This is a genomic window from Treponema denticola (assembly GCF_024400535.1).
Taxonomy (GTDB): domain Bacteria; phylum Spirochaetota; class Spirochaetia; order Treponematales; family Treponemataceae; genus Treponema_B; species Treponema_B denticola_C.
Map to the genome: position 1 here is coordinate 946,422 of NZ_CP038800.1, position 22,320 is coordinate 968,741.

Genomic DNA, 22,320 nt, shown 5'->3' on the forward strand with positions numbered 1-22,320 from the left:
ATGGCAAGGAGAAGCCTTATGAACATTTTTACGATAGCGATAATAGCAATCGCAACAATTACGGTAATTGCAATTATTCTTACAGGGTATTTAAAAGCTGCCCCTGATGAAGCAATTATTATTTCAGGACTTAAAAAACGGAAGCGTTTTTTAATCGGACGGGCAGGAATAAAAATCCCATTCTTTGAAAGAGCGGATTATTTATTTTTAGGACTTATACCCATTGATGTAAAAACTTCATCATCGGTGCCTACAGCTGATTATATCAACATCATGGTAGATGCAATTGTTAATATTAAAATATCTACTGATGAAACAAAGCTTGAGCAGGCTACAAAAAACTTTCTAAATCTCAATCCGACAAATATAGGAGCTATTGCCCGTGAAGTTTTGGAAGGAAATATGAGGGAAATAGTCGGTAAAATGTCGTTGAAAGAAATGGTAAATGACAGACAAAAATTTGCGGAACTTGTAAAAAACAATGCAGAGCCCGATCTTGCTGCAATGGGACTTGATATTATTTCCTTTAATGTTCAAAACTTTAACGATGATGAATCAGTCATTGCAAATTTGGGTATTGATAATATCGAACAAATACGAAAATCTGCTCAAATAGCGCGTGCTGAAGCTGAAAGAGATATAGCCAAGGCTCAAGCAAATGCAAATAGTCAAGCAAATGAAGCCAAAGTAAAGGCTGCACAAGAAATAGCAGAACGTGAAAATCAACTTGTCATAAAACAAGCTGAGTTAAAAAAGCAAAGTGATACAAAAAAAGCTGAGGCAGATGCTGCCGGAGAAATTCAAAAACAAGAGCAGAGAAAAACAATTGAAGAAAATACGGTTAAGGCTGAAATTGCAAAACAACAACAGCTTATTATTTTAAAAGAAAAAGAAGTTGAAGTCGTAGAGCAGGCTCTTAACGCTGAAATAAAGAAAAGAGCAGAAGCAGAAAAATTTGAAGCACAACAAAAAGCAGATGCAGAACTTTACACCCGTCAAAAAGCTGCAGAAGCGGCCGTGTACGAAGAAAAACAAAAGGCCGAAGCATTGAAAGCTCAAGCTGAGGCCGCAAAATACTCGGCACAACAAGAAGCAGAAGGTATAAAGGCAAGAGGTGAAGCTGAGGCTGAAGCCATTAAACTTAAAGCTTTAGCAGAGGCCGAAGGAATTAAGGCTAAGGTATTAAGTGAAGCAGAAGGTATCGACAAAAAAGCTGAAGCCATGAAAAAGATGGGGGAAGCTGCAATTTTGGAAATGTACTTCAATGCATTACCCGAAGTCGCAAAAAATCTTGCAGAACCTCTTTCAAAGGTAGAAAAGATTGTTATGTACGGAGATGGAAACAATACCAAAATGATGAAAGACATTATTGGTACCGCTAATCAAGTTTTGGATGGAGCAAGTGAAGCAGTAGGCTTTGATGTGAAGTCAATTGTAGGCGGTTTTCTAGGTGGGAAAATGGCCAATAAGGATACATAAAATAAATTAAGAATAAGTGCAGGATAGTATAAAAGCTATCCTGCAAAAAATGGATGATGATGATGAATACTAAGAAACATCAAGGCGGTAAGCATGACAATTGATAAAGTATGGTGCAAAGAATGTTACGCTAAATTATGTAAAGCGTTTGATAAAGAATACGGGAAAGGTAATTGGAGTTTTGCCAACCTGGAAATCGGTGTAACTTTAGATTCGGAGCAGTGCAAATATATTTTTTTTCCACCCGCTTTAATGATTGAATTTCTTCTAAAAAAGAAAAATGGGCAATATTCAAAGTTTAAAAAACGAAAAGGTTCTTATTTCCCTGACTTTTGCCCATTTTGTGGAAAAAAAATAAAACCTGAAGATGTGGAGGAGTAAATGATGAAATTTGACAAATCAAGAGTTTACACGGCGGTTAATGCCGATGAATTGCAGATTGGGAGTAAGTGTATTTTTGCAGACACTGTAAAAGGCTTGCGGAGAAAAGTAGAAGAAGACACTTATCGTGTTGAAACATTTTACAGATTACATAACAATAGTGGCGATGACTTGTTCGTAGGTAATGATTGTGCATATTGTTACGCCTATCTCATCGAACCGCCCGATGAGCCGAAGTACAAGCCTTTTTCAAATATGGAAAATATAAAAAAAGCGTCCGTAAAATGTAAAGGTTTTATCAAAACAAAACAAGGTGCTCAAGAAGGTATAATAATAGGCATATCTTTTGATAATAGAGTTATCATAAAAAAAAGATATGGACTTGAGTATTTAACATTTGAACAACTTTTTGAAAGTTATACTTTTGACGACGGCAGCCCTTGCGGGGAATTGGTGGAGGAGTAAATGACTGATATTGATTTTACTATTATAGAGCAAGAAGACAACGATAGCATTTTTCCTAAATTAATAATAAAAGTAAAGCCTGTTCTTTATACACATTATGATCCTATATCTGATACCTTTGATTCGATTAAATGTTTTTGTCCCATTTGTAATATTGCAAACAGAGGAAAAGAACTATCTCTTTATCACAGCAGAATAGCTCAATGCCCTCAGTGCGGTATTAATTTAGATTGGGAAGAATATGAAGAAAAATGTAAGGGGTTGGGTATATGACCTATGCGGTGGATTGGAGAAAGGATTAAAAGGATAGAGGGAGATACAAATGTATAAAGATAAAGACGATTTTGAATACGAAGACTTTCACGATATTGAATGCAATAACGAAAAAGATGTTATATGCCCGTGTTGCGGTGATGTGAAAGATGTAGAGGAAGTTAGACTAGTTGTTGATAAATCGATAGTAGAATTGAAATGTTGGAAGTGTGGTTGTATTTTTGAGGCCACATCTGAAATGAGATTTTCCACTGTGTGCAAAAAATATAGGACTGATGAAAAGGGAAAATAAAAGTGAAAGATTATGATTTTGACTACATTACAGAAAGAATTATCACCATTCTAAAGATTTTACTGTTAGTTATATTTTGTGGAATTGGGTTACTCTTGTTAATTGTCGGCATTACCGTTGCATTGAGATAGAAGGAGGTAATATATGCCGTTAAATAAAAATGTAAAAGCACTTTTAGAAACGCTCATAACTGAAAATGAATATTTATCATATTCGATCAGAAGATGCATAACAAAATGTTTAAATGATGATACTAAAGAAGCAAATGCCGATTTTATTACGCAGATGAAAACAAAACTTATGAAGCAACCCGTAAAACTTCCATCAAACATTGAAGATAAGGTAATCTGTTATCCTTCTGATACCTTTATCTGTGAACGATATTATGTGCATCAAAATTGGATTGATTCTGTTTTACAATCAATTATAAAAATGAAAGCCGTCTCGGAGATAATGGATTCTATGCGTATTCATTATCATAATTCAACGATTCTTTACGGAGAAAGCGGTACCGGTAAGACAGAATTTGCTCGCTATGTAGCATATAGACTTAATCTACCGTTATTTTATCTTAATTTTTCAAATCTAGTTGATTCTGCATTAGGTAAAACCGCTAAGAATATTGCAAGCGTATTTTCTTACGCAAAGAAAGATGAATGCATTCTTATGCTTGACGAAATAGATTGTATAGCAGGAAGCCGCAACGGTGCTGACGGAGCAGAAAAAGAGTTATCACGGGTTACGATAACATTGATGCAGGAACTTGATATGTTACCGAATAATGTTATTTTGATTGCCGCGACTAATAGGTTAAATGATATTGATGATGCTGTTCTCAATCGTTTTTCTATTAAGCAAAAAATAGAGAGATTGTCATTAAAAAACAATATAGAATTTGCCCGCTTCTATGTCAAAGCGATACATGCAGAAAACTATATAAATGATATTGATATTACAGAATGTATTAACGAACAGAATTTATCACAAAGACAGGTCGTAACAAAAATAATTCAGCTTTTGGGAGATAAACTATATCAAAGTTTAGAGGATAAACAAAATGCCGTTAAATAAATCGACCGGAAATATGTACGATTTTATAACTCACACTTGGAACACAATAAAGGGTAAATGCCCACACGGGTGTTCTTACTGTTATATGAAACGGTGGGGTAAACAGCCACCACTCCATTTTGACGAAAAAGAATTAAAAACAGATTTAGGAAAGAATAATTTTATTTTTGTCGGTTCTTCTTGCGATATGTTTGCTAAAAGTATCCCCTTTGATTGGGTGTATGAAACATTGGAACATTGCAAAAAGCACACTGAAAACGAATATCTGTTACAAACTAAAAATACTGATAATCTTGCTCTTGCAATGTTTTTTCAAATGCTGAATGAATATTTTTCTTTATGTACGACTTTAGAAACAAATAGAATATACAGGGCAATAATGAATAACAGCCCTGCCATAATTGATAGAGTTTTAAACTTTGCAAAAATACCAGTAGAGCGTAAATATATTACCATTGAGCCTATTATGGATTTTGACTTACCGGAATTTATCACAATGATAAAACATTGCAACCCTGTACAAGTCAACATCGGAGCAGACTCAAACCCAAAGCGTAACAGACTGCCTGAGCCTCCGAAAGAAAAAATCCTAGAGCTTATTGCAGAACTTGAAACTTTCACAAAAGTAGTACAAAAGAAGAATCTAAAAAGATTATTGAAATAGAGAAGGATACAAAATGAAACTAACTAAAACAGAAAGAGAAAAAATTAAAAATATATTTGGAGGTAAATGTGCTTATTGTGGAAAAGAACTAGGGGATAAGTTTCATATTGACCATATAAAACCTATATTCAGAGGCTGGGATGAAAAGCCTGATAGAGCGGGAGAAGATGTGAAAGATAATCTTGTACCAGTTTGTGCCCGATGTAATTTGCGAAAAGGAAGTTCTAGTTTAGAACATTTTAGAGGTTATGCAACGTTAATAAATTATTTAAATACCAAGAAAGTTGAGGAAATTTTAAAAAAACTCCAAGAAAAGGTATGATACATGGGTGACGGTAAAATTTATGTTATTCAAAATAAAATAATGTATCAGGATATTGAACTTCTTTTATTAGGTAATAATTCTAATTGCAAGATAAAAGAATTTAATAAAAACAATTTTATAGTAGTATTTACATTTTATTGTTTAAACAAACAATATTATGGAACTATAAAAAATGACTTTAAAATATATATCAGAAAAAGTCCTTTAAGAATAAAAAAATTGATTGATTGCAATGATGTATTTTTTAAAGAGATAATAAAATTATAAGGAGATAAGAAAATGAAACAAACATTTCCAGTAGTCTTTAATGAAAAAACATTAAAAGAGTTAAAAAACAAAATGTTCGTAGGAGTGGGAGGAGAATCTACAGAATATATTGTAGGCGAAACGATATTAAATCCTGAAAGCCTTACTGAACAAGCAACATGGTATAGGGCCGCAAGAGTAAGTCTTATCGATGATTTTGAAAGTCTATGTGATTTCCTTATAAAAGGAGAAACAGATCAGGCAGTAAATCTTGCATACTCAATTAAAGAGTATTTAATTGAAGCAGATTCTAGTTGTCGCGAAACAGTTAAACGATTTAAAGCAAGACTTAAAGAAATGACAGAATAAAAATTAAGGAGAGAAAAAATGAAAACATTAAATTCGGTAATCATTGAAGGAAACATGGTTAGGGAGCCTGTTTTTAAAATCACACCAAATGGAACAGCTACATGTAATTTTTCCATAGCTGCAAATAGGAGTTACAAAAAAGGTGATGAGTTTATGCAAGAAACATCTTATTTTGATGTAGAAACATGGGCAAACCTTGCAAAGCTATGTGATGAAAACGGAGCTAAGGGTAGATGTGTGCGTGTTGTAGGCCGCCTTAAACAAGACAGATGGACTGACTCTGCCGGTAAAAACTGCAGCAAGGTAAAAATAATTGCAGAACATGTAGAGTTTAAACCTATTCCTGAAAAGGATAATAAAGGAATAAACTATGATTAACAATCTTTTAATAGGCGATTGTAGAAATATACTTCCCTCTCTTCCTGATAAGCTCGTTCAATGCGTAGTTACAAGCCCTCCTTATTTTCGCTTACGGGATTATGGAATAGAAGGACAAATAGGATTAGAAGACTCAGTAGAGGATTATGTTAAGTCCTTAGTCAATGTATTCCGTGAAGTAAAGCGGATATTAAAAGATGATGGCGCCTTATGGCTTAATCTTGGAGATAGTTATGCAGGAAGCGGCAAGAACAGGAACGCAAAAGGCATAGACTATGGACTTAAAGAAGAATATAAAGATGCACACCATAAAGGCAGAAGACGAGGAATAATTAAAAAAACGCCTCTTTCCGGGAAACTCAAGCATAAAGATTTAATAGGTGTTCCTTGGAGAGTTGCATTTGCTCTGCAGGATGACGGCTGGTATTTAAGACAGGATATTATTTGGAATAAACCTAATGTCATGCCGGAAGCAGTAAAAGACAGATGTACTAAAAGCCATGAGTATATTTTTCTTTTATCAAAAAATTAAAAATACTATTTTGATAATGAAGCCATTAAAGAACCGGTAGTAAGCATAAAGGGAAACAATAGTGGTAAACGCAACAAACGAGACGTGTGGACAATTCCGACATATCCATATACAGAAGCTCATTTTGCGGTTTTCCCTCCGGCTTTGATACAACCTTGTATTTTAGCAGGAAGCCGTGAAGGAGATATAATCCTTGATCCATTTTTTGGTTCAGGCACTGTAGCCGAAGTAGCGGCTTTATTTAACCGGAACTGGATAGGAATAGACATAAATGAAGAATATACCCCTCTGTATAAAAAGAGACTGGGTCTCTTTGCTTCATAAAGGAAAGGCAGCATAAATGAAACAACAAGCTATTTTTAATCTATTAAAAAACACATTCGGACAAAACAATCTCCTTACCGTACCGACTCTTCTTGTTAAAAAGCTAAAAGGAGACCATTGTGCCGCTCTTTTTTTAGGTCAACTCATCTATTGGACAGGGAAAGGAGTCAATCCTGATGGATGGATTTATAAAACCTATCAGGAATGGGAAGAAGAGCTTTTTATAAAAAAAGATAAGGCTATGGCCATTAAAAAAAAGCTTGAAGAACTCAATTTGATTACCACTATGGTAAAAAAAATAGGAAACACTCCGGTATTGCATTATAAAGTCAATCAGGAAACCTTAATAGAGTTCTTGCTTGGGACTTGCGAAAAAGAAGGAGATGACAAACCGGAAGATAAAGAGCATGATACACCTTCTGATAATGAAGAAGAGCCTAAATCCAATGAAGAACCGTCTGATGATAACTCTGATAATCAGGATCAAAGAGAGAAAGAAAACAAGGGCGAAAGTAGGAATTTCAGAAAGTCGGAAATTCCGAAAGTGGGGAAAACCCACTTTCCAAAGTGGGAAATTCCCACTTTCCAAGAAAGTGGTCAAAACCCACTTTCTATTAGTAACATAAACCACATCATAAATTACATACATAAACCACTCTCTCTATCAGAGCCTCTATCAGAGAATCTATCAGAAAAACTTGAATTTACAACTCAAGAGTTAAACTCAGAAAAAAATGAGAGAGAGAAAGAGTTTTTACTTACTGCAAAAAAAATTCATGAAGTCTTTTTGTCTTGCAATATCAAACCGAATACAAAGTTTAAAGACTTTTTAGAATCTGATTTTATTACAGGTATTACAATGCTTTATGATCAAAAACTTTATGTAAGTTTAGAAGCCTTATTAAGTTCTTGTGAAAATTACGCAAAAGTTCTTGCTTTAAAGCGTGAAGAAAGTACTTGGTGGAAGGCTGTCTTGCCTTTTGACAGGTTCTGCCAAAATAAAATAATATCAAAGTTTTTACCTGAAAATTTTAATCTTGAAGATTTTATTCTCGAAAAAGAAAGATCTAAAAAAGCTAAAGATTATAATAACGGCTGGGTAAAAAATTTTGAAACAATACCGTTTTAGGAGGGGTGAATGACGAAAAAAATAATGACAGGAGAAATATTTTCTAAAAAAATTATGAGTAAGATGCTTGAAAAAAGAATTATTTATTGTCCTAGTCATGGAAATGTAGAAGTTGATGTTTTTAAAGGAGAAGCTGAGGATAAAGCCGTTTGTCCTTATTGTGAAAGGATAAATGAAGCCCGTCAGACAGCTGCTATCGAAAAGATGAGAAAGTTAGAAGCAATGGGACTATACGAAGAACATTATGAAGCTTCCCTTGATAACTTTTTTCCTCCTACTCATAAAGCAAAAACTCATCTTGAAGCCATTAAAGGATTTGCAAAAAAACCGGGAAGAAAATGCTTGGTATTTTACGGCAACAGCGGCACGGGAAAATCGAAGCTTTTAAGTGCATTGGTAAAAGAATTAGGCGGTAAGTATACAACTTACGAATGGCTTAATTTAAGAATAAAGTCAAGTTATTCTCCAAAAGCTAAATATTCCGAAGAAGAAATATTTAAAGAACTCTGTGCTATTCCTTTTTTAGCCATTGATGAAATAGAAAAAGGGCCTGATAAAGACAGAATAGAGCATCTATCTTTTATTATACGAGAAAGATATGAAAGGCATAAACCCTTAGCATTGGCAGGGAATTTTACATGGAACTGGCTTAAGGAGACATTTGACGGATCAATAATAAACAGGTGGCAATGTGCCGGTCAAAGTTTTGAATTTGACTGGGATAGCTATAGACCAAATTTAAGAGGTGAATAAATGAAAAATGAAGATGAGAAATCAATGAAAAAAGATAGTTCAGATAAAACTATCTCAAGAAAGACTGTTGGAGTCTGTAAAGCCATAAAAGGCTTTAGACGGTTATTACGAGGACATATAACATACTTACTAAAATAAGGAGGAAAAAAATGAAAATGAAGTATGACATGATGAATATTATAAAATCTACAGATAAGTTTTTTAAAAAACTTTCAAATCTCTTATTGATTTTTTTAATTAGAATCATTGAAGCAGCATTAGGATGCTTATTGGCGTTTATTTTATTATCACATCTTATAAAAGGAGTGTAAGAAAAATGGATATAAAAATGAATATAAAACCCGAAACAGCAAGACAGATAGCCTGCGATTTAAACAATAAGGAAATCAATTTTTTACCTGAAACGGAATCATTTTTAAGGAATATTCTAAACATAGTAAACAAAAAATGTCTTTCTGTTAGGGATGAACTGGAAGAATTCGACGAAATTAATCTTATTAATACAAACAACGGAGAAAAATAATGAATACAATATCAAGATTTTTGCATTTGCAAAACACACAGCTTACGGATGAACATAACCTTATATTGACTGATGATGTAGTCTTAAAAGACGGAAGTATTTTACAGTTTGATAATAAAGGTTATTTACACGGAACAATTGAATGTGATGATGGACAGTTAGAATATTGGGTACACGGGCGTCTTCATGGAAATCCTGCCGTAGTAAGCGGCGATCTTAATATTCGTGAATATTGGCAAAATGGAGTATTTATTTCTTGCGAAAAGTTAAAATAAATACCTTGTAATTTATATCGCTTTAATGATAAAATAACAATATAAGGAGATAAAGAGAATGGAATTAAAAGATTTTAATATTGAAATGTTAAAAAATCCTATTATAAAGGATGAGTTCACAGAAGACGGTAAATTAATATATGGAGTAAGGATAATAGAAAACCATGTAATTCGATTCTATGACGGTAAGATTACAAATTTTATACTTGAAGATGAAAGTCCAGACCCCGCAGTAGAAGGGCCTGGCTTTATAGAGTACAGAACCGATGGAGTTATTACAAGAGACGATGAAAATCGTCCTGCAAGAGTAAGTAACGGATTTAAACATCGAGAGTTCTGGAAAGACGGAGTTCTAATCCGAAGTGAAGATGTTGTATAAATATTTTTAAAAAATTATCCACAAATGCACAAATCCACATGAAAGGGAGGAGCCTAAAACTCCGAACTGATTGTGGAGCTTGTGTAGCTTGTGGTTAATTTTAAAATGTAAAAAATTATCTTTCAACATAGAAGAAATTCTTTTTTATTTCTTTAGAAGTATAAGTTTTTTTAAAGTTTTTAGATTGTTCAAAACTGACATCTGCACTAGAAGGAAAATCAAAGAAATGAGGATAATGAGAATTTGTGTTTTCAGCTGAGACACTCCATGCGACAGGTCTTTGATTCTTTAAAAGAACAACATCCATAAAAATATCTTTTCTAGCAATCTTATCAATAGGTATAGTTGTCTTTTCATTTACTACCACGGGAATAAATCCTTTAATGGCAAAATTTTTTGCAGTTTGTGTAAGAGAATTTCTTAAATCCAAAAATGATTTTTCTGAATTGGCTGCTTCAAGAATTTTTTTATTTTCAATAAATTTTACTGCAACAAAATTATTATTATGATTTACGCAAAAAAAAGGAGTAAAAGATTTAAAATTCCAATTTTCTTTGGCATCTAATTTTTTTGCAATATCATGTAATATTGTAATTTCATTTGGAGAAGTAAAAGTATAATTATAGTAAGATTTTATATTATTTTTAAATAGAGGATCTTTATCAATAAGTCTTGTATTCCAATTTTCAATATTTTCCCATCCTTTATTTGGTGTATAAAAATTAAATTTTCCATGATCTAAAATAATATGGCCTAAAAACTTATTTTTATCTCCAAGCTGGTTTATTTTTAACTCGATTTTTAAAGTAAGAAAAACATCTTCTGAACTTTCTTCGACATTGCCGGAAGGATGATTATGAGCCAAAATAAGCTTTAGATCATTTTTTTTAACATGTTCACAAATTAAATCTAAAAAAGGTTCTTCTGATGGGAACCTTTTAAAATGTTTATTTGGTTGGAGAGCAGCGTTGCAGCTCTCTAGATTATGAGAACAGATTCCTATATGTTCGATTATTTTATAATCTTTGTCTAAAAACAAATATCTAAATGTCTCTTCTTTTTTGTTACGATAAATAGATAGAATGTCTCCTAATTTCTCTATAGACTCTGAATTAAAACAATTATCAGCATTTGATAGTTTTAAACCTATAATTTCATCAACCGAAGGAGGCGGTTCTCTTATTTTTGCCGAAAAAACATGTTGGAAACGAGGCTTTTTATCTTCCATATCCATACTCCAGTTTATGCGTATTAGTTTTAGCCTTAATGGTTTCGTGTTTTTCATGGCTACGGTCATAAGAAACATCTTTACTCATTATTAAGTTAGCTGTCTCCTGACCTTTAAATACAGAACGCATTAAGGCATCCGGTTTCAATTTATTATCGGCTATAGCTTTAAGACTGGAGTCAATTTCTTCACGCATTTTCATCTTGGCCACTATTTCATTTTCCGGCTTAATATATTTATCGCCTATTAGTTCAAATCCGCCATGTTTTTGAGCCAGATTGTGAATCATAACGGCTTCAAACGAAGAAAGTAGATTTTTATTTTCTTCTCTATTTTGCTGTAAAAGATTAGTCATTTTTTTTCGGTTATCAGGATTTTTACAATTATCCTTATAAAATTCTTTAGCATCTTTTTGAATTTCATTTTTAATTTTATTTGTTTCTTTTTCTTGGCTATATTCTTTAGCGACTTTTTTTAATATTTTTTGACTTCGCTCATCAAATTGCTCAAGATTATACATGAATTGATACTTTGTTTTTGCTCCGGATTCAGCAACTTTCATTTCATGCAAAATAGGTTGAATACTTGAATATTTACCATCAGCACATACAAGTAACGGTCTTATATTTTTTGTTGTATCAAGACTTAAGTTCAGTTCGAGAGCATCCTTTCCGAATATATAAGTATTTCCTCCTGCTCCTGTAGATGCCGAATGCAATTCGGCGGCAACTTTATTTATATCTTTCATAATGCTTCGATTAAGCATATTTTCAGGAATATCTTTTTTTGTATGGTCAAAAAAAGGAAGAATATCCTTACTTGAACATTCCTGTAAAAGAGAGTTAAATTGAGTAATATAATAATCTTCAGGAGAACCGTATTTATAAGGTTCCCATACAGTTTTAATTGATCCGTCCATTAAACTAGGCATAACTTACTCCTTATAAAGTAATAAAAAGGATGGACTCATATTAGAATATGAAATCCATCCTTAAAAATAAACCTTACCTTTCAACTGCAATAGCGCGCTCGATAGGTTTTACCGATTTTTGCACTTCTTTTCCCTTATCAATGCCCTTATTAGGGTTTGTTTTTAAGAAGTCTTTACCGTTTTCAGTTTTGAGCCATTGCTGTCCTTTTTCGGTTTTAAGCCATTCTTTACCTTTATCTGTTTCGATAAAGATTTCTTTTGCGGCTCTGTCGCCCATTTTGAAAATCTGCATAGGAGATTTTTCAAGTTCTTTTGCAAAGTTTTCTTTAAACTCAGCTGCAACTTCGGGAGAGGCGGTAAAAACTCTGTTTTCATTAACGCATTTGAGGTAATTAGTGATATAATCTTGTGCCTCAGATGAGATTTGAACATGCTTTTCTTTTTTGGACTCAGCCTTTACCGGCTGATAGGGAAGAACATCAGGATTGGAAGTTTGACTTTCAGCAAAATAACGGGTTACCGTGTTACTATTTTTCTCCTTATCATAGAAAGAAAGGTAAAAACCTTTTTCTCCGGCCCGAATAGAAGTTTTTGCATTTTGAGCTTGCCTAAAGGTTAGAATATTGTCATTATCTACACCTCTTTCATGTAGATACATTTTTGCAATGAGCTGATTCGCTCCTTTAAGCTCATAGCCTGCAGCAGTTTTCACAGCCTTTACATTACAAAAACCGTTTTCGTTGGGTAAAAAAGGAAGTTTATCGGCAGCCAATAACTGCTTAAACTTATCGGTTGTAATCCTTTCTACAGGGGTACGATCCGATTTTCCCAATACTTGTGTAGAATTGCCTTCTACTTTTTCATTTAAATCACTCATAATTTTCTCCTTGTATGTTGATTTATTTTTATCGATAAAAAGGGATTTTTTATCGATTGAAGACTCTTTATTTTGTAAGGTTAAATATTGTTGATATTTATTTAATATATCTTGTTTTAACTCTTCTTTTATAAATTGACTTGCTTGTTTATTTTGTTTAACAGCCTCAAGGCAAATTTCCGGGGTTGGATCTTTTATATATTTTAAAATTAAGCCATTTTGTTTAGCAACGGCTATATATATTTCCGGAGCCTCATTTGTGATATATTCCATTGCTACTTTATTTTGTTTAACAGCTTCCACACAAATTTCAGGAGTTTGATATTCCTTTTTAACAAATTTTAAAGCCCACCCATTTTGTTTAACAGCTTCCATACATAGTTCAGGTGTTTGATTTTTTACGTGTTGTAAGGCAGCTCCATTTTCTTTAACGGCAGCCATGCAAATTTCAGGAGTTTGTTCTTTTACTAATTGTAAAGCCCAGCCTTTTTGTTTAACTGCCGTCATACATATTTCAGGGGTTTGGTTTCTCACTAAGTCTAAAGTCCAGCCATCTTTTCTAACAGCAGCCATACACATTTCAGAGGTTTGATTTTTAACATATTGTAAAGCATAACTATTTTGCTCAATAGCGGCCATACATATTTCGGTAGTTTGTTTTTCGACATATTGTAAAGCCCGCCAATCTTTTCTAACAGCAGCCATACACATTTCAGGAGGTTGATTTTTAAGATTTTTTAAATCTTGCCAAGTATATAAATCATCCATAATTTTCTCCTTAAAAGTGATATATTTTGATAAAAGGAATTTTTATCAATCACTATAATTAGTATATATTCTTTAACTCTTTTTGTCAATATTGTATATAAGATATTGACAAATTTATTGTAAATTGTTATACTTAATTTATTACCACAAAAAATAACTACATGAATTTTCTGCAAGAAAGCGCTAAAAAAACTCTTTCTTGCAGATTTTTTTTACCTTTCTATTGAATTTTCTATTTTTTTATGAATGGGAGCCTTTGTATTAAAACATACCGCTTCTTTTTTATTGTTTGGAGATGACTTTACACCAAAAAAATCAGACTTTTTTTCAGCAACCATAAATTCAAAAGGAGCTTGTTTATAGGTTTTAAGCGGTACAGTTTCTCTTTTGAGAATACCGGCTTTAGAACGGTCTATATTGGTAATTTTGTTAACAGTATTGACTTGATTATTTTTTAGTTTATATTCCTCTTTTAACTTTTCCATCGGGCATAAATCGTTAAGAATTTTATTGCAATTATCCTTTATTATTTCATCAATAGGCAGTAATTGTTTTTGACTTTTTTCGGTTTCAGCAATGAATTTTTTGATAAAGTCGTCTTTTTCATTTTTTATAACATCAATTTTTACATCCAATTCTTGTTTGTCTTTATTTAGCTTTGCAATTACTGTATATTGTTCAGTTTCAGACGTAATTCCAAAAGATTTACACTTTTTATCGAGAGAAGCTAATCTATTTTTAAAAAAGGTTATTTTTTTCTTATCATTTCTCACTTCATAATAAGCGGCCTCTTTTTTATATTCCTTTCTTTTTTCAATAATCTCATCTATAGATTTTATTTTCATATTGATAATTGATATATCCCTTTTAAAATTACTTACTCTTTGTTCAATTAGAAAATCAGCCTTTTTTATAGGATCCTTAATTAGGTCAAACTTTAATTCTTCAGGATGAATATGCTCAACATTGAGTTTATCTCCTTTGTAACTCCATAAATCCTTTATTCTGGAAGATTTTTCATCATGTTTTTGAAGCATAAGAGAATCAATAGAATCATACATTACAGGATATACTATATGAACATGTCCTTGCTCGTTACCCTGCCTCCAGATACGGCCTTCAACCTGAATACTTTCAGTGGGATTCCAACCTAACATAGTATTATAAAGAGCAAAGGAATTTCCGTTTAAGTCAATGCCTTCGCTTATAGTTTCACTGCCGATTATTATTTTAAGTTTTTTATTCTTATCGTTAAAATCTTCCGTGATTTTATCTTTTTGAGCATTGGTTGTAGAAGAACTTACCAAAGCGATAGCATCCTTTGGTATTCCATGAGAAACAAGATAGTTTTTTACATGAGAAAATTCCGGGACACCTCTCGGCATATACATAACCTGTCCGCCTTGAGGTTCTTTCTTATAAGAAGCAATTATAGAATCGCAGACAAATGTAAGTTTAGGAGAGCTTTCAACAATTTTTGAAGGAGGAGGAAGCTCAAAATCATATACCGGATTAACCAAGGCCGGAGATAAAAGAGCCATACGCATGTTATTCATTGCAACAAGAACAGCTCCGGGATCATCTTTAGAAGCGTTTTGGATTCTTTTCGTTTCAGTCTCTATAATTTTCTTTTGAATATCGTTCATTCCAAGTTCTATGACATGAGGCTTTTTTTCAGGCCGTATAACCCCTGCTTCTTCGGCATCTACTTTATCTATATATTCGGTTAAAAGGTTTTGTAAACTCTTTAAATTCTTAAAGTTTTTCATAACCTGTTTAGGTTGAATATCTCCTTTAGGTTTTACGGCCCATTCGGTTTTAGTTTCTGCAAATTCGGTTAAAAAAGCACTTAAATTATAAATATGCATATCTTTTAATTTTTGACGGGCAACATATGAAAGCATTGAATAGACTTCCGTGGGTGAATTAGTAAATGGCGTTGCTGTAAGAAGACATACATTTCTTCCATCATTTTCTTTTTGAATAAGCTGAGTGATTGCAAATAACTTTTGAGCTCTTCTAGAAGGAACTCCGCTTCCTATTCCTTCAAATTCATTTGCTGTCTGTTTTTCATCTTCTTTAACGGATCTAGGAACTGTAAATAAATTCTTAAATCGATGAGCTTCATCTACAGTTATAGAATCAAAACCTGTTTTTTCCCAAAATATATAATCTTCATCCTTTGCCTGTGTTGCTCCTCCCAATATTTCATATACCTTTTCTTTGTCTTGAGCATCGGTTCGAGCGTTTCCGGTTAAGTTTAATCTTGCATCAAGTAAATCTGCTGCTATTTCATTATCAATAGTTTTCTGCATAAAAGTAATCTTTTGCAAGGCTTCAAGTGTACAAACAGAAATACTTTTTTCGGGGATATTAAGGCCATGATCATCGGCGGCAAAAGGGTTTAGAACATCTTTACTGAAATTCCCTAATTCATTAACCTTTATATTAGGAAACAACTCTTTTATATCTTTTACCCATTTTGAATAAACCGACTTAGGAACACATATTAAAGGTCTTTTTGCTCTTTCTGACTGTATTTGATTTACATTAAACACTATACCGCAAGCGGTTTTTCCGACTCCGACATCATATGCTAAAAGACCGTTGCCCTTATTGGATAAAAAAGAAACTCCTTTTATTTGCTGATTGTAAAGAGTAAATTCTTCACCATTTTTAAACCGATTCATACCTTCAACGAATAGAGGAAATTTAGTATAATCCGGATTAACATACCCGTTAAACCTTCTATTCCACATATCGCAAAGTTCATCTTTTAAATGTTGCGGTACACCTTCTTGAATATATCTATTAAAAAGGAGTTCTGCCGTATCACGGCGTGTGTTTCTCTTTTTTTGAGCTTCTATTTGAGCCGCTTTTTTTTCTTCTATCCCATCCGCAGCCCTAGCCCTTACAGGTTCCTTGTTAATAAAATTTATAATATCATACCAGCCAATGTTTTCAGGCATATCATTTTGATTTAATGGAGAATATTCATAATCGATATAATAAGTAGTTGTATAATTTTTAAGATTATTTGCTTGGGCTTGAGCCTGCTCTTTCTCTCCGATCGCCCATTTAATAAAACCTTCCTGTAAATTTACATCAGTACCATCAGGATTTCTTTCAACTATAAACTCTTGAGCAATCGACGAGTGAACAGGAATGTTTATTTTTTCGTAAGGTATTTTTTGAGGAATTGCATTTTGAAGAAGTTTTTTTCGTTTTAAATAAACTTGAAAATCTATCTTATGGGCTTCCTTTTCAAGTTCATCGAGTTTCTCATAAACATTACCTTTTGTATAGTTTACTATATGCATCCACGAAGATGAGTCTATCTTTACATAATTGGGATTTTTACTGATAAAATCAATATCTTCTTTAGTCATTGCCGATTCATTTATTTTTCCTTCATAATCGGTAAGTTTCCATATAGGAAATTCTCTTTTATCTATTTCATTTCCATATTTTAAACTAAATTCACCGGCAGATAGTAAGGAAGATTGCGCTACATTATTTTTAACTTCTTTAACTTCATTATTCTCTGCTTTTTTTATTGGATTTTCAGTTTTTTCTGTAGGTTTAGAAACAGTAATATTTTTTATTGCGGTAAAAGAAATATTCTTTTGAGGTACAATAAGATTAAGAGTTTCTTGTGTAGAATATTCGTTAAAAGGAATTATTCTTTTTTCCGGTTTTCCGAATCGGCCCGATACTTCTTTTTCTTCTCCTAAAATATGATCAGGGTTTAAGGAAAAGAAGGTATCGCTGCAAAAATCCTTTATATTTCCCTGTCCCTTTTTGATGATTACAATATCGGTACCTATATCCGTAGTATTAAAAACTCCTGCAGGAAGCCTCCAAGCGTCTATCAATTCACCTTTTGAGGCAATAAGACGTTTCCCTTCATTTTCTCCGTTACTTAAAAAAGAAGATGGAAGAACAAAGGCTAAAATACCGTTTTCTTTTAAGGTATCAAGTCCTCTTTCGATAAAATACTGCTCATATCTTGAGTGCTTTTTTCCTTCGCCTTTTCCCTTATAAATACCTGTATAGTCTCCGTAAGGAGGATTTCCTATAACAACATCGTATTTTTTACCTTCATAGTTTTCTTTATGGATAACTCCGTCTTTAAAAAAGAGCTCCTGAAAGGCTTGATTTTTAACTTCTGCATTAGGATGCAATATAGAAGCAATGCGTGATGAGGTTTTATCAAGCTCGATTAAGGTACATTCATTTTTATCTCTTCCATGAATAAATCGACCGGTGCCTCCGGAAGGCTCCAATACTGTTTTTGCATTTGGAGCATAACTATCTATAAGGTCCCATACCTTATTTACAACAGAGTTGGGCGTGTAAAACTCATAAAGCACTCCTGATGTGCTTCTGTTTTCTTCTCCTGTTCCTCCTCCACCTTCATATTGTAAAAGAAGCTTTTTATCTTCCTGTGTAAACTCATGATCCTCTTTAGAATTAAGAAGATTAAGGCATTTTTCACGAATTGATTTTACTTCTTTTAAAGATTTTTTCTCATCATCTATAAGTCCATTTCTAGGTTGATTAGGGATGACTTGATATTCTGCTGCGTTATTTCTCTGCCCATTTTGCGGTTCATGGCTATTGCCCACTTTACTGCGTTCTGTTTGCCCATAATGCAAACTTTCGGGAATTTCGTCTCTTGAAGATTCATCGATACTTCTTCCAATAGCTTCTGTTCTTCCCTGCTTAAGTCCTCTATCATCCAAGCCGGTATTTCTTCCCTCGTCTTTATTCCATTCTCCTCCGTTTCCCGTATTACGGTTCCGTTCTCTGTCCGGTATTCTGTGATCAGTGTTTCCTGCATATTCTTTTCCTCCATTTAATTTTCTTCGCTTAAAGTCCATATAGGCTTGAGCATTATCACTTTTATCAAAAATTTTCTTTTCAAGTATCGTTCCGTCATCGTCTTTTGTTAATACAGTATACTGTAACCGCTTATCTTTCCGATCGGTAATCATTTCAACATTGCCTGATTTTGATCCGTCACGAATCATCAGAATAAAAGCCCTCTCTCCTCTTTCATTGGTATACTGTTTCTGAGGATAAAAGCCGTAATTCTTAAACCGCTTTAAAAAATTATCTGTTGCTTTCTCTCCAAGATGCTCCGCATTAAATACGACATCATTGACACCCTCAAGTAATGCGCCAAAATCGGTTTTTGATACCCCTCTGTTGTAATATTTTATAGTAAGATTTTCTGAGTTTTTATAATAACCCTCAATATATGGTTTAAAATCGCTGCCGTTCGGATAAAAAGTATTCCATGATCCTGCAAAAGCCTGATACCAATCGACTTCCTGTACCGGCGGATGTCTATCTTTCTGAATAAGCGGCATTTCATGCTTTTCGGCTACAGGGAATTTTTCTTCTACCTTTTGCTTCTCCTTATTTTGTTCAGTTTCATTATAGACCTTTTCTTTATTCTTTGCAGTAGGCTTATTATAATCTTCTTTATTGAGTATAATTTTTTCATTTTCCCTGTACCATTTGTCAAAGATACGAATTGCATCGTTTAAACCGTTTTCGGTGTTAAGCCTCTGCCAACAGAAATTACGAGGCGACCACCTCCAGCCGTGTGATTTTAAATCGTTCCTTATCTCTACATCAGGAGCTTTAGGAAAAAATAATTGTACCCGCTCCATTTCGGTATTGTTTAAAATTTTTATTTTATCGGTTTGTACGATAATACCGGTGTTTTGCTTATTCTCCGTATTTATAGACACCTTATTTTCATTTTGAGCTTGAATAGGTTTTTCTTGTACCCTTTGTTCTTCCTTTTTTTCAGGATCATTTAAGAAATCAAATTCAAATTGTCCGCCTGAATAATAAGCTTGTTTTTGATATAAAATATTAAAATCGGGAATTTTTTCCTTGACAGCTTTATGATATTCTGCTATATTATTGTATAGAAGCTGAGATTTATGGTTGCGTGGGTATTGTACCTGCGGGATTGTAAGTTCTCGGCTTTTTTCGTTTAAGTATAAAATTCTATTTTCTTTGAAAGCATCTTGCACAAACTTATTAAAATTATTTCTACCGTAGATACTTTTCGCAAGATTTATATCTATTTCAATATCATTGAAATATCCTTTTTTATTCGGTGAAAAAGGAACAATAATTTGCTTTCCTTCTTTATCTTTTAATTCAATAACAGCTATTATATCTTCTTTATGTTGTTTGTTCTGCGACTGCATAATGAGCAAAGGCTTTTTAATAGCTTCAGGTATTTGTTTGATCATATCAGAAGGAATACCGTGATAGTTTATATTTGGATCATTACCTCTTTCCATCATAGCCGTTTTTAAATGAAATGCAGTAGCCATCACAGGCAGCCGCTCAAAACCCAATTCTTGATAAATAGGTGGAGTCATTCCAAGGTATACATGGGAAGAAGAAAATTTTGATGTTTCATCTTTAAAATTTGCAATCTTATCAATGGTTTTATCAAATTCCTCTTGATTAAATTGGAATCGGCCGTGTGTGAACATTTGATCATATACTTTAATGATTTCAGGATTAAGCTCTATTATGCGGTCAAGGCCGTTATAGACTCTCTGCATATAAAGGCTTCCTTTTTCAAAAACCTTTTCAAGTTCTTCATTTTCGGTTAAACGAAGCCTTATGTATTCTTCAAACCCTACGGCAAAGGCTTCTTCTTGAACTTGAGTCCACTGTCCATTTTCAACTTTAAAGGCTTTCTCTGCCGTCTCCTTTAATTCTCCCGATAGTTGCCGTCTAAAACTATGAGCTATTTCATGGGTAAAAGTAGAAAAATCGGCTGTTTTACCTGTTTTAATGATAGAAGCAGTATCTTCGCCTATAAACTTGATATATCCTTTATACTCGTCATTTAAAGAATTATCTTTTTCGGAAAATCCTTGAGGATGATAAGTTCTCATATATTCAGATAAAGACAATTCAAGTGATAAAGCCCTCTCCCTTATTAAAAGTAAGGCAGTCTCAGCACCCTCGTTGTCAAGATTAAAGTTTTGTTTGATTTCGTCCAGTAGATTTGAATAAAAGTCAAGATTTTCCCTATCATATTTTTCCATAATGGCCACCTCATCTTTGTAATGTTGTTGCAAAAAAGGGGAATTATTTTTGCACAACTATATTTTATCTTAATTTAGTTGTATTGTCAATATTGACATTAAAATATATTAAATGATAAAATATAAGTCATGAAAGTTTTTATTCCGGTTAAACAAAGAGACGGATTTTCAGTTTTTGCAGAAGGGGCTTTACTTGATATGGAAACAACAAGCCGAGGCGATTTATATTTACATTTTTCTGACAGTTCTATTTTAGTCTTATATTACACCTATCCAAATCATCGAAGACTTTATATATTACATTCCAAAGGAGCCGGAGAGAAAGTCCAGCTTCCTTGTACCGATAAACCGGCAACTATACTTTTTAGAGGTATGGGAAAAGCTCTTGATGTTACAAAAAATGCCTTTCATTATCTAAAAAAAACTACACAAGAAGCTTATTTATATTTTCCAAAAGAATTTTATTACGAAATGGGAATTTTAGCCGATTCAAAAAAGTTAAATCGGTTTAAATTAAAATTATTGATGAAAAAATACGGATTATTTAAGGAGTAAAATATGCTGAGTATTACAAAAGAAATATTGGAATATATAGAAATAAAAGCAGTATACATAAGTATAGTACCAGACAAAAAAGTAGTTTGTTTACCTGTACAATTTTATGATGATTGCTGGAGAATATATATAGGGCTTGATAATAATTTTACAAGTAAATCGGCATATCTTGAAATATTGAAAACAGATGACGAATTTATAAAAGTACCATGCAAAATAAAAAAACTTGATCAAAACTATAAGCAATATATAATTTTTTTTATAAAACCTTTACCTTTAAGTATCTCATATAAAATTAATGTTTTAAAGGACAAATACGGCTCTGCAGAAAAACGGCAAGGTCTACGGCTAAAAGTAGGCAGGGAAAATTATAGACTTTTTGGATTGGATAATATAAAACAAAGGGTTGTTATATCGGGATTTGAATATGATTGTATAATTGAAGATGTATCAATGCACGGTATAAGAATAAGCTTTTATTATCCGAGATTTCAAACCGGAGCAGTTGAAAGTTTAACTCTTATATCGTCAGTTTTAGGAATAAAACTTATGTTTATCAATCCTGTACTTTGTCTTTTTTTAATTACGGAGCCTATAAGAGTTGATTCTGCCGATAAAGAAACCGGAAAACTTACAATCGGCTGCAAAATAAAAGAGCCCGTAAACATAGGGTTTATAAACAGAGTATCGGAATTTGAAAAGAAAATGGAGAGAGGTTATGTTTTTCAACAGGAACGACAATGAAGACAACAGAATAATCATATCTTTTGGGGATTTCGGACTAAGCCGCTCACATCGAAAAGCCTGCAGTATTATAGGCACGGCTTTCAAGATTATAAAAATTGTACTATTATTTCTAGCCTGTTTATTTTTATATCATCGATTACCTTATTTTATATCAAGTATTACCTACGCTTTAAAGAATTTTTTTAGTTTTTAATCTATTTTTTTTAATGTGATTAATAATTATACCACAGAAGCATAAAAAAGCCGATAAAAACTATTGACAAAA

Annotated in this window: 24 protein-coding genes and 1 pseudogene; 21 read left to right on the top strand and 4 right to left on the bottom strand. The window is 32.9% G+C overall.

Translation table 11 applies throughout. The features are described from left to right. Positions 1-18 precede the first annotated feature (18 nt). The 19 genes and pseudogenes from E4N78_RS04275 (at position 19) to E4N78_RS04365 (ending at position 9,858) form a co-directional block, all read left to right on the top strand. Entirely contained in the window at positions 19-1,479 is a 1,461-nt protein-coding gene (locus E4N78_RS04275) for a flotillin family protein (protein ID WP_255811819.1), read from the top strand. Positions 1,480-1,572: 93 nt separating this feature from the next. After that, positions 1,573-1,860, top strand: a complete 288-nt coding sequence (locus E4N78_RS04280) for a hypothetical protein (protein WP_255811820.1) — start codon at positions 1,573-1,575, stop codon at positions 1,858-1,860. Beyond that, entirely contained in the window at positions 1,861-2,325 is a 465-nt protein-coding gene (locus E4N78_RS04285; protein ID WP_255811821.1) for a hypothetical protein, read from the top strand. Next, positions 2,326-2,598: a hypothetical protein gene (locus tag E4N78_RS04290; RefSeq protein ID WP_255811822.1), complete on the top strand. Its 273-nt coding sequence runs from the start codon at positions 2,326-2,328 to the stop codon at positions 2,596-2,598. It begins immediately after the preceding gene. A 49-nt stretch (positions 2,599-2,647) separates the two neighbouring features. After that, positions 2,648-2,890: a hypothetical protein gene (locus E4N78_RS04295; protein WP_255811823.1), complete on the top strand. Its 243-nt coding sequence runs from the start codon at positions 2,648-2,650 to the stop codon at positions 2,888-2,890. 144 nt (positions 2,891-3,034) lie between these two features. Beyond that, positions 3,035-3,961 carry an ATP-binding protein gene (locus E4N78_RS04300; RefSeq protein WP_255811824.1) on the top strand — a complete coding sequence of 309 codons (927 nt, stop codon included), beginning with the start codon at positions 3,035-3,037 and terminating at the stop codon, positions 3,959-3,961. Between the two features lie 13 nt (positions 3,962-3,974). Further along, positions 3,975-4,625: a DUF5131 family protein gene (locus E4N78_RS04305; protein WP_255812317.1), complete on the top strand. Its 651-nt coding sequence runs from the start codon at positions 3,975-3,977 to the stop codon at positions 4,623-4,625. A 13-nt stretch (positions 4,626-4,638) separates the two neighbouring features. Continuing rightward, on the top strand, positions 4,639-4,947 hold the full coding sequence (locus tag E4N78_RS04310) for an HNH endonuclease (RefSeq protein WP_255811825.1): 309 nt from the start codon (positions 4,639-4,641) through the stop codon (positions 4,945-4,947). Between the two features lie 3 nt (positions 4,948-4,950). After that, entirely contained in the window at positions 4,951-5,217 is a 267-nt protein-coding gene (locus E4N78_RS04315; RefSeq protein ID WP_255811826.1) for a hypothetical protein, read from the top strand. 12 nt (positions 5,218-5,229) lie between these two features. After that, positions 5,230-5,565 carry a hypothetical protein gene (locus E4N78_RS04320; protein WP_255811827.1) on the top strand — a complete coding sequence of 112 codons (336 nt, stop codon included), beginning with the start codon at positions 5,230-5,232 and terminating at the stop codon, positions 5,563-5,565. 18 nt (positions 5,566-5,583) lie between these two features. Further along, positions 5,584-5,943, top strand: coding sequence for a single-stranded DNA-binding protein (locus E4N78_RS04325; RefSeq protein ID WP_255811828.1), 360 nt, complete (start codon positions 5,584-5,586; stop codon positions 5,941-5,943). Then, a pseudogene (locus E4N78_RS04330) lies at positions 5,936-6,799 on the top strand (DNA-methyltransferase). Before E4N78_RS04325 ends, E4N78_RS04330 begins: the two are co-directional and overlap by 8 nt. A 16-nt stretch (positions 6,800-6,815) precedes the next feature. After that, positions 6,816-7,928, top strand: coding sequence for a hypothetical protein (locus E4N78_RS04335; RefSeq protein WP_255811829.1), 1,113 nt, complete (start codon positions 6,816-6,818; stop codon positions 7,926-7,928). A gap of 9 nt (positions 7,929-7,937) precedes the next feature. Further along, entirely contained in the window at positions 7,938-8,681 is a 744-nt protein-coding gene (locus E4N78_RS04340; protein ID WP_255811830.1) for a P-loop NTPase family protein, read from the top strand. Next, positions 8,682-8,819, top strand: a complete 138-nt coding sequence (locus tag E4N78_RS04345) for a hypothetical protein (protein ID WP_255811831.1) — start codon at positions 8,682-8,684, stop codon at positions 8,817-8,819. A gap of 11 nt (positions 8,820-8,830) precedes the next feature. Further along, positions 8,831-8,992, top strand: a complete 162-nt coding sequence (locus E4N78_RS04350; RefSeq protein WP_255811832.1) for a hypothetical protein — start codon at positions 8,831-8,833, stop codon at positions 8,990-8,992. A 5-nt stretch (positions 8,993-8,997) separates the two neighbouring features. Then, positions 8,998-9,204 (top strand): hypothetical protein, encoded by a 207-nt coding sequence (locus tag E4N78_RS04355; RefSeq protein ID WP_255811833.1) that lies wholly within the window; start codon positions 8,998-9,000, stop codon positions 9,202-9,204. Then, on the top strand, positions 9,204-9,479 hold the full coding sequence (locus E4N78_RS04360) for a hypothetical protein (protein WP_255811834.1): 276 nt from the start codon (positions 9,204-9,206) through the stop codon (positions 9,477-9,479). The genes E4N78_RS04355 and E4N78_RS04360 overlap by 1 nt, the downstream gene beginning before the upstream one ends. A gap of 58 nt (positions 9,480-9,537) precedes the next feature. Then, a complete protein-coding gene (locus E4N78_RS04365; RefSeq protein ID WP_255811835.1) occupies positions 9,538-9,858 on the top strand; it encodes a hypothetical protein in 321 nt (106 codons plus the stop codon). Positions 9,859-9,973: 115 nt separating this feature from the next. Here the strand turns inward: E4N78_RS04365 and E4N78_RS04370 are convergent, their stop codons facing one another. From E4N78_RS04370 to E4N78_RS04385, 4 genes are all read right to left on the bottom strand, one after another. Next, on the bottom strand, positions 9,974-11,086 hold the full coding sequence (locus E4N78_RS04370) for a JAB domain-containing protein (protein WP_255811836.1): 1,113 nt from the start codon (positions 11,084-11,086) through the stop codon (positions 9,974-9,976). Further along, the gene (locus E4N78_RS04375) at positions 11,076-12,017 is read right to left on the bottom strand and encodes a hypothetical protein (RefSeq protein WP_010691781.1); all 942 of its coding nucleotides are present in this window, start codon (positions 12,015-12,017) and stop codon (positions 11,076-11,078) included. Before E4N78_RS04375 ends, E4N78_RS04370 begins: the two co-directional genes overlap by 11 nt. Positions 12,018-12,090: 73 nt before the next feature. Then, complete coding sequence (locus tag E4N78_RS04380) at positions 12,091-13,662, bottom strand: DUF4116 domain-containing protein (RefSeq protein WP_255811837.1); 1,572 nt, start codon at positions 13,660-13,662, stop codon at positions 12,091-12,093. A gap of 212 nt (positions 13,663-13,874) precedes the next feature. Beyond that, positions 13,875-20,753 carry a MuF-C-terminal domain-containing protein gene (locus tag E4N78_RS04385; RefSeq protein ID WP_255811838.1) on the bottom strand — a complete coding sequence of 2,293 codons (6,879 nt, stop codon included), beginning with the start codon at positions 20,751-20,753 and terminating at the stop codon, positions 13,875-13,877. Between the two features lie 129 nt (positions 20,754-20,882). On the opposite strand from E4N78_RS04385, the gene E4N78_RS04390 reads away from it, so the two are divergent. Continuing rightward, positions 20,883-21,308, top strand: a complete 426-nt coding sequence (locus E4N78_RS04390) for a hypothetical protein (RefSeq protein ID WP_255811839.1) — start codon at positions 20,883-20,885, stop codon at positions 21,306-21,308. A gap of 3 nt (positions 21,309-21,311) precedes the next feature. Further along, positions 21,312-22,052, top strand: a complete 741-nt coding sequence (locus tag E4N78_RS04395) for a hypothetical protein (protein WP_255811840.1) — start codon at positions 21,312-21,314, stop codon at positions 22,050-22,052. Positions 22,053-22,320: the final 268 nt, after the last annotated feature.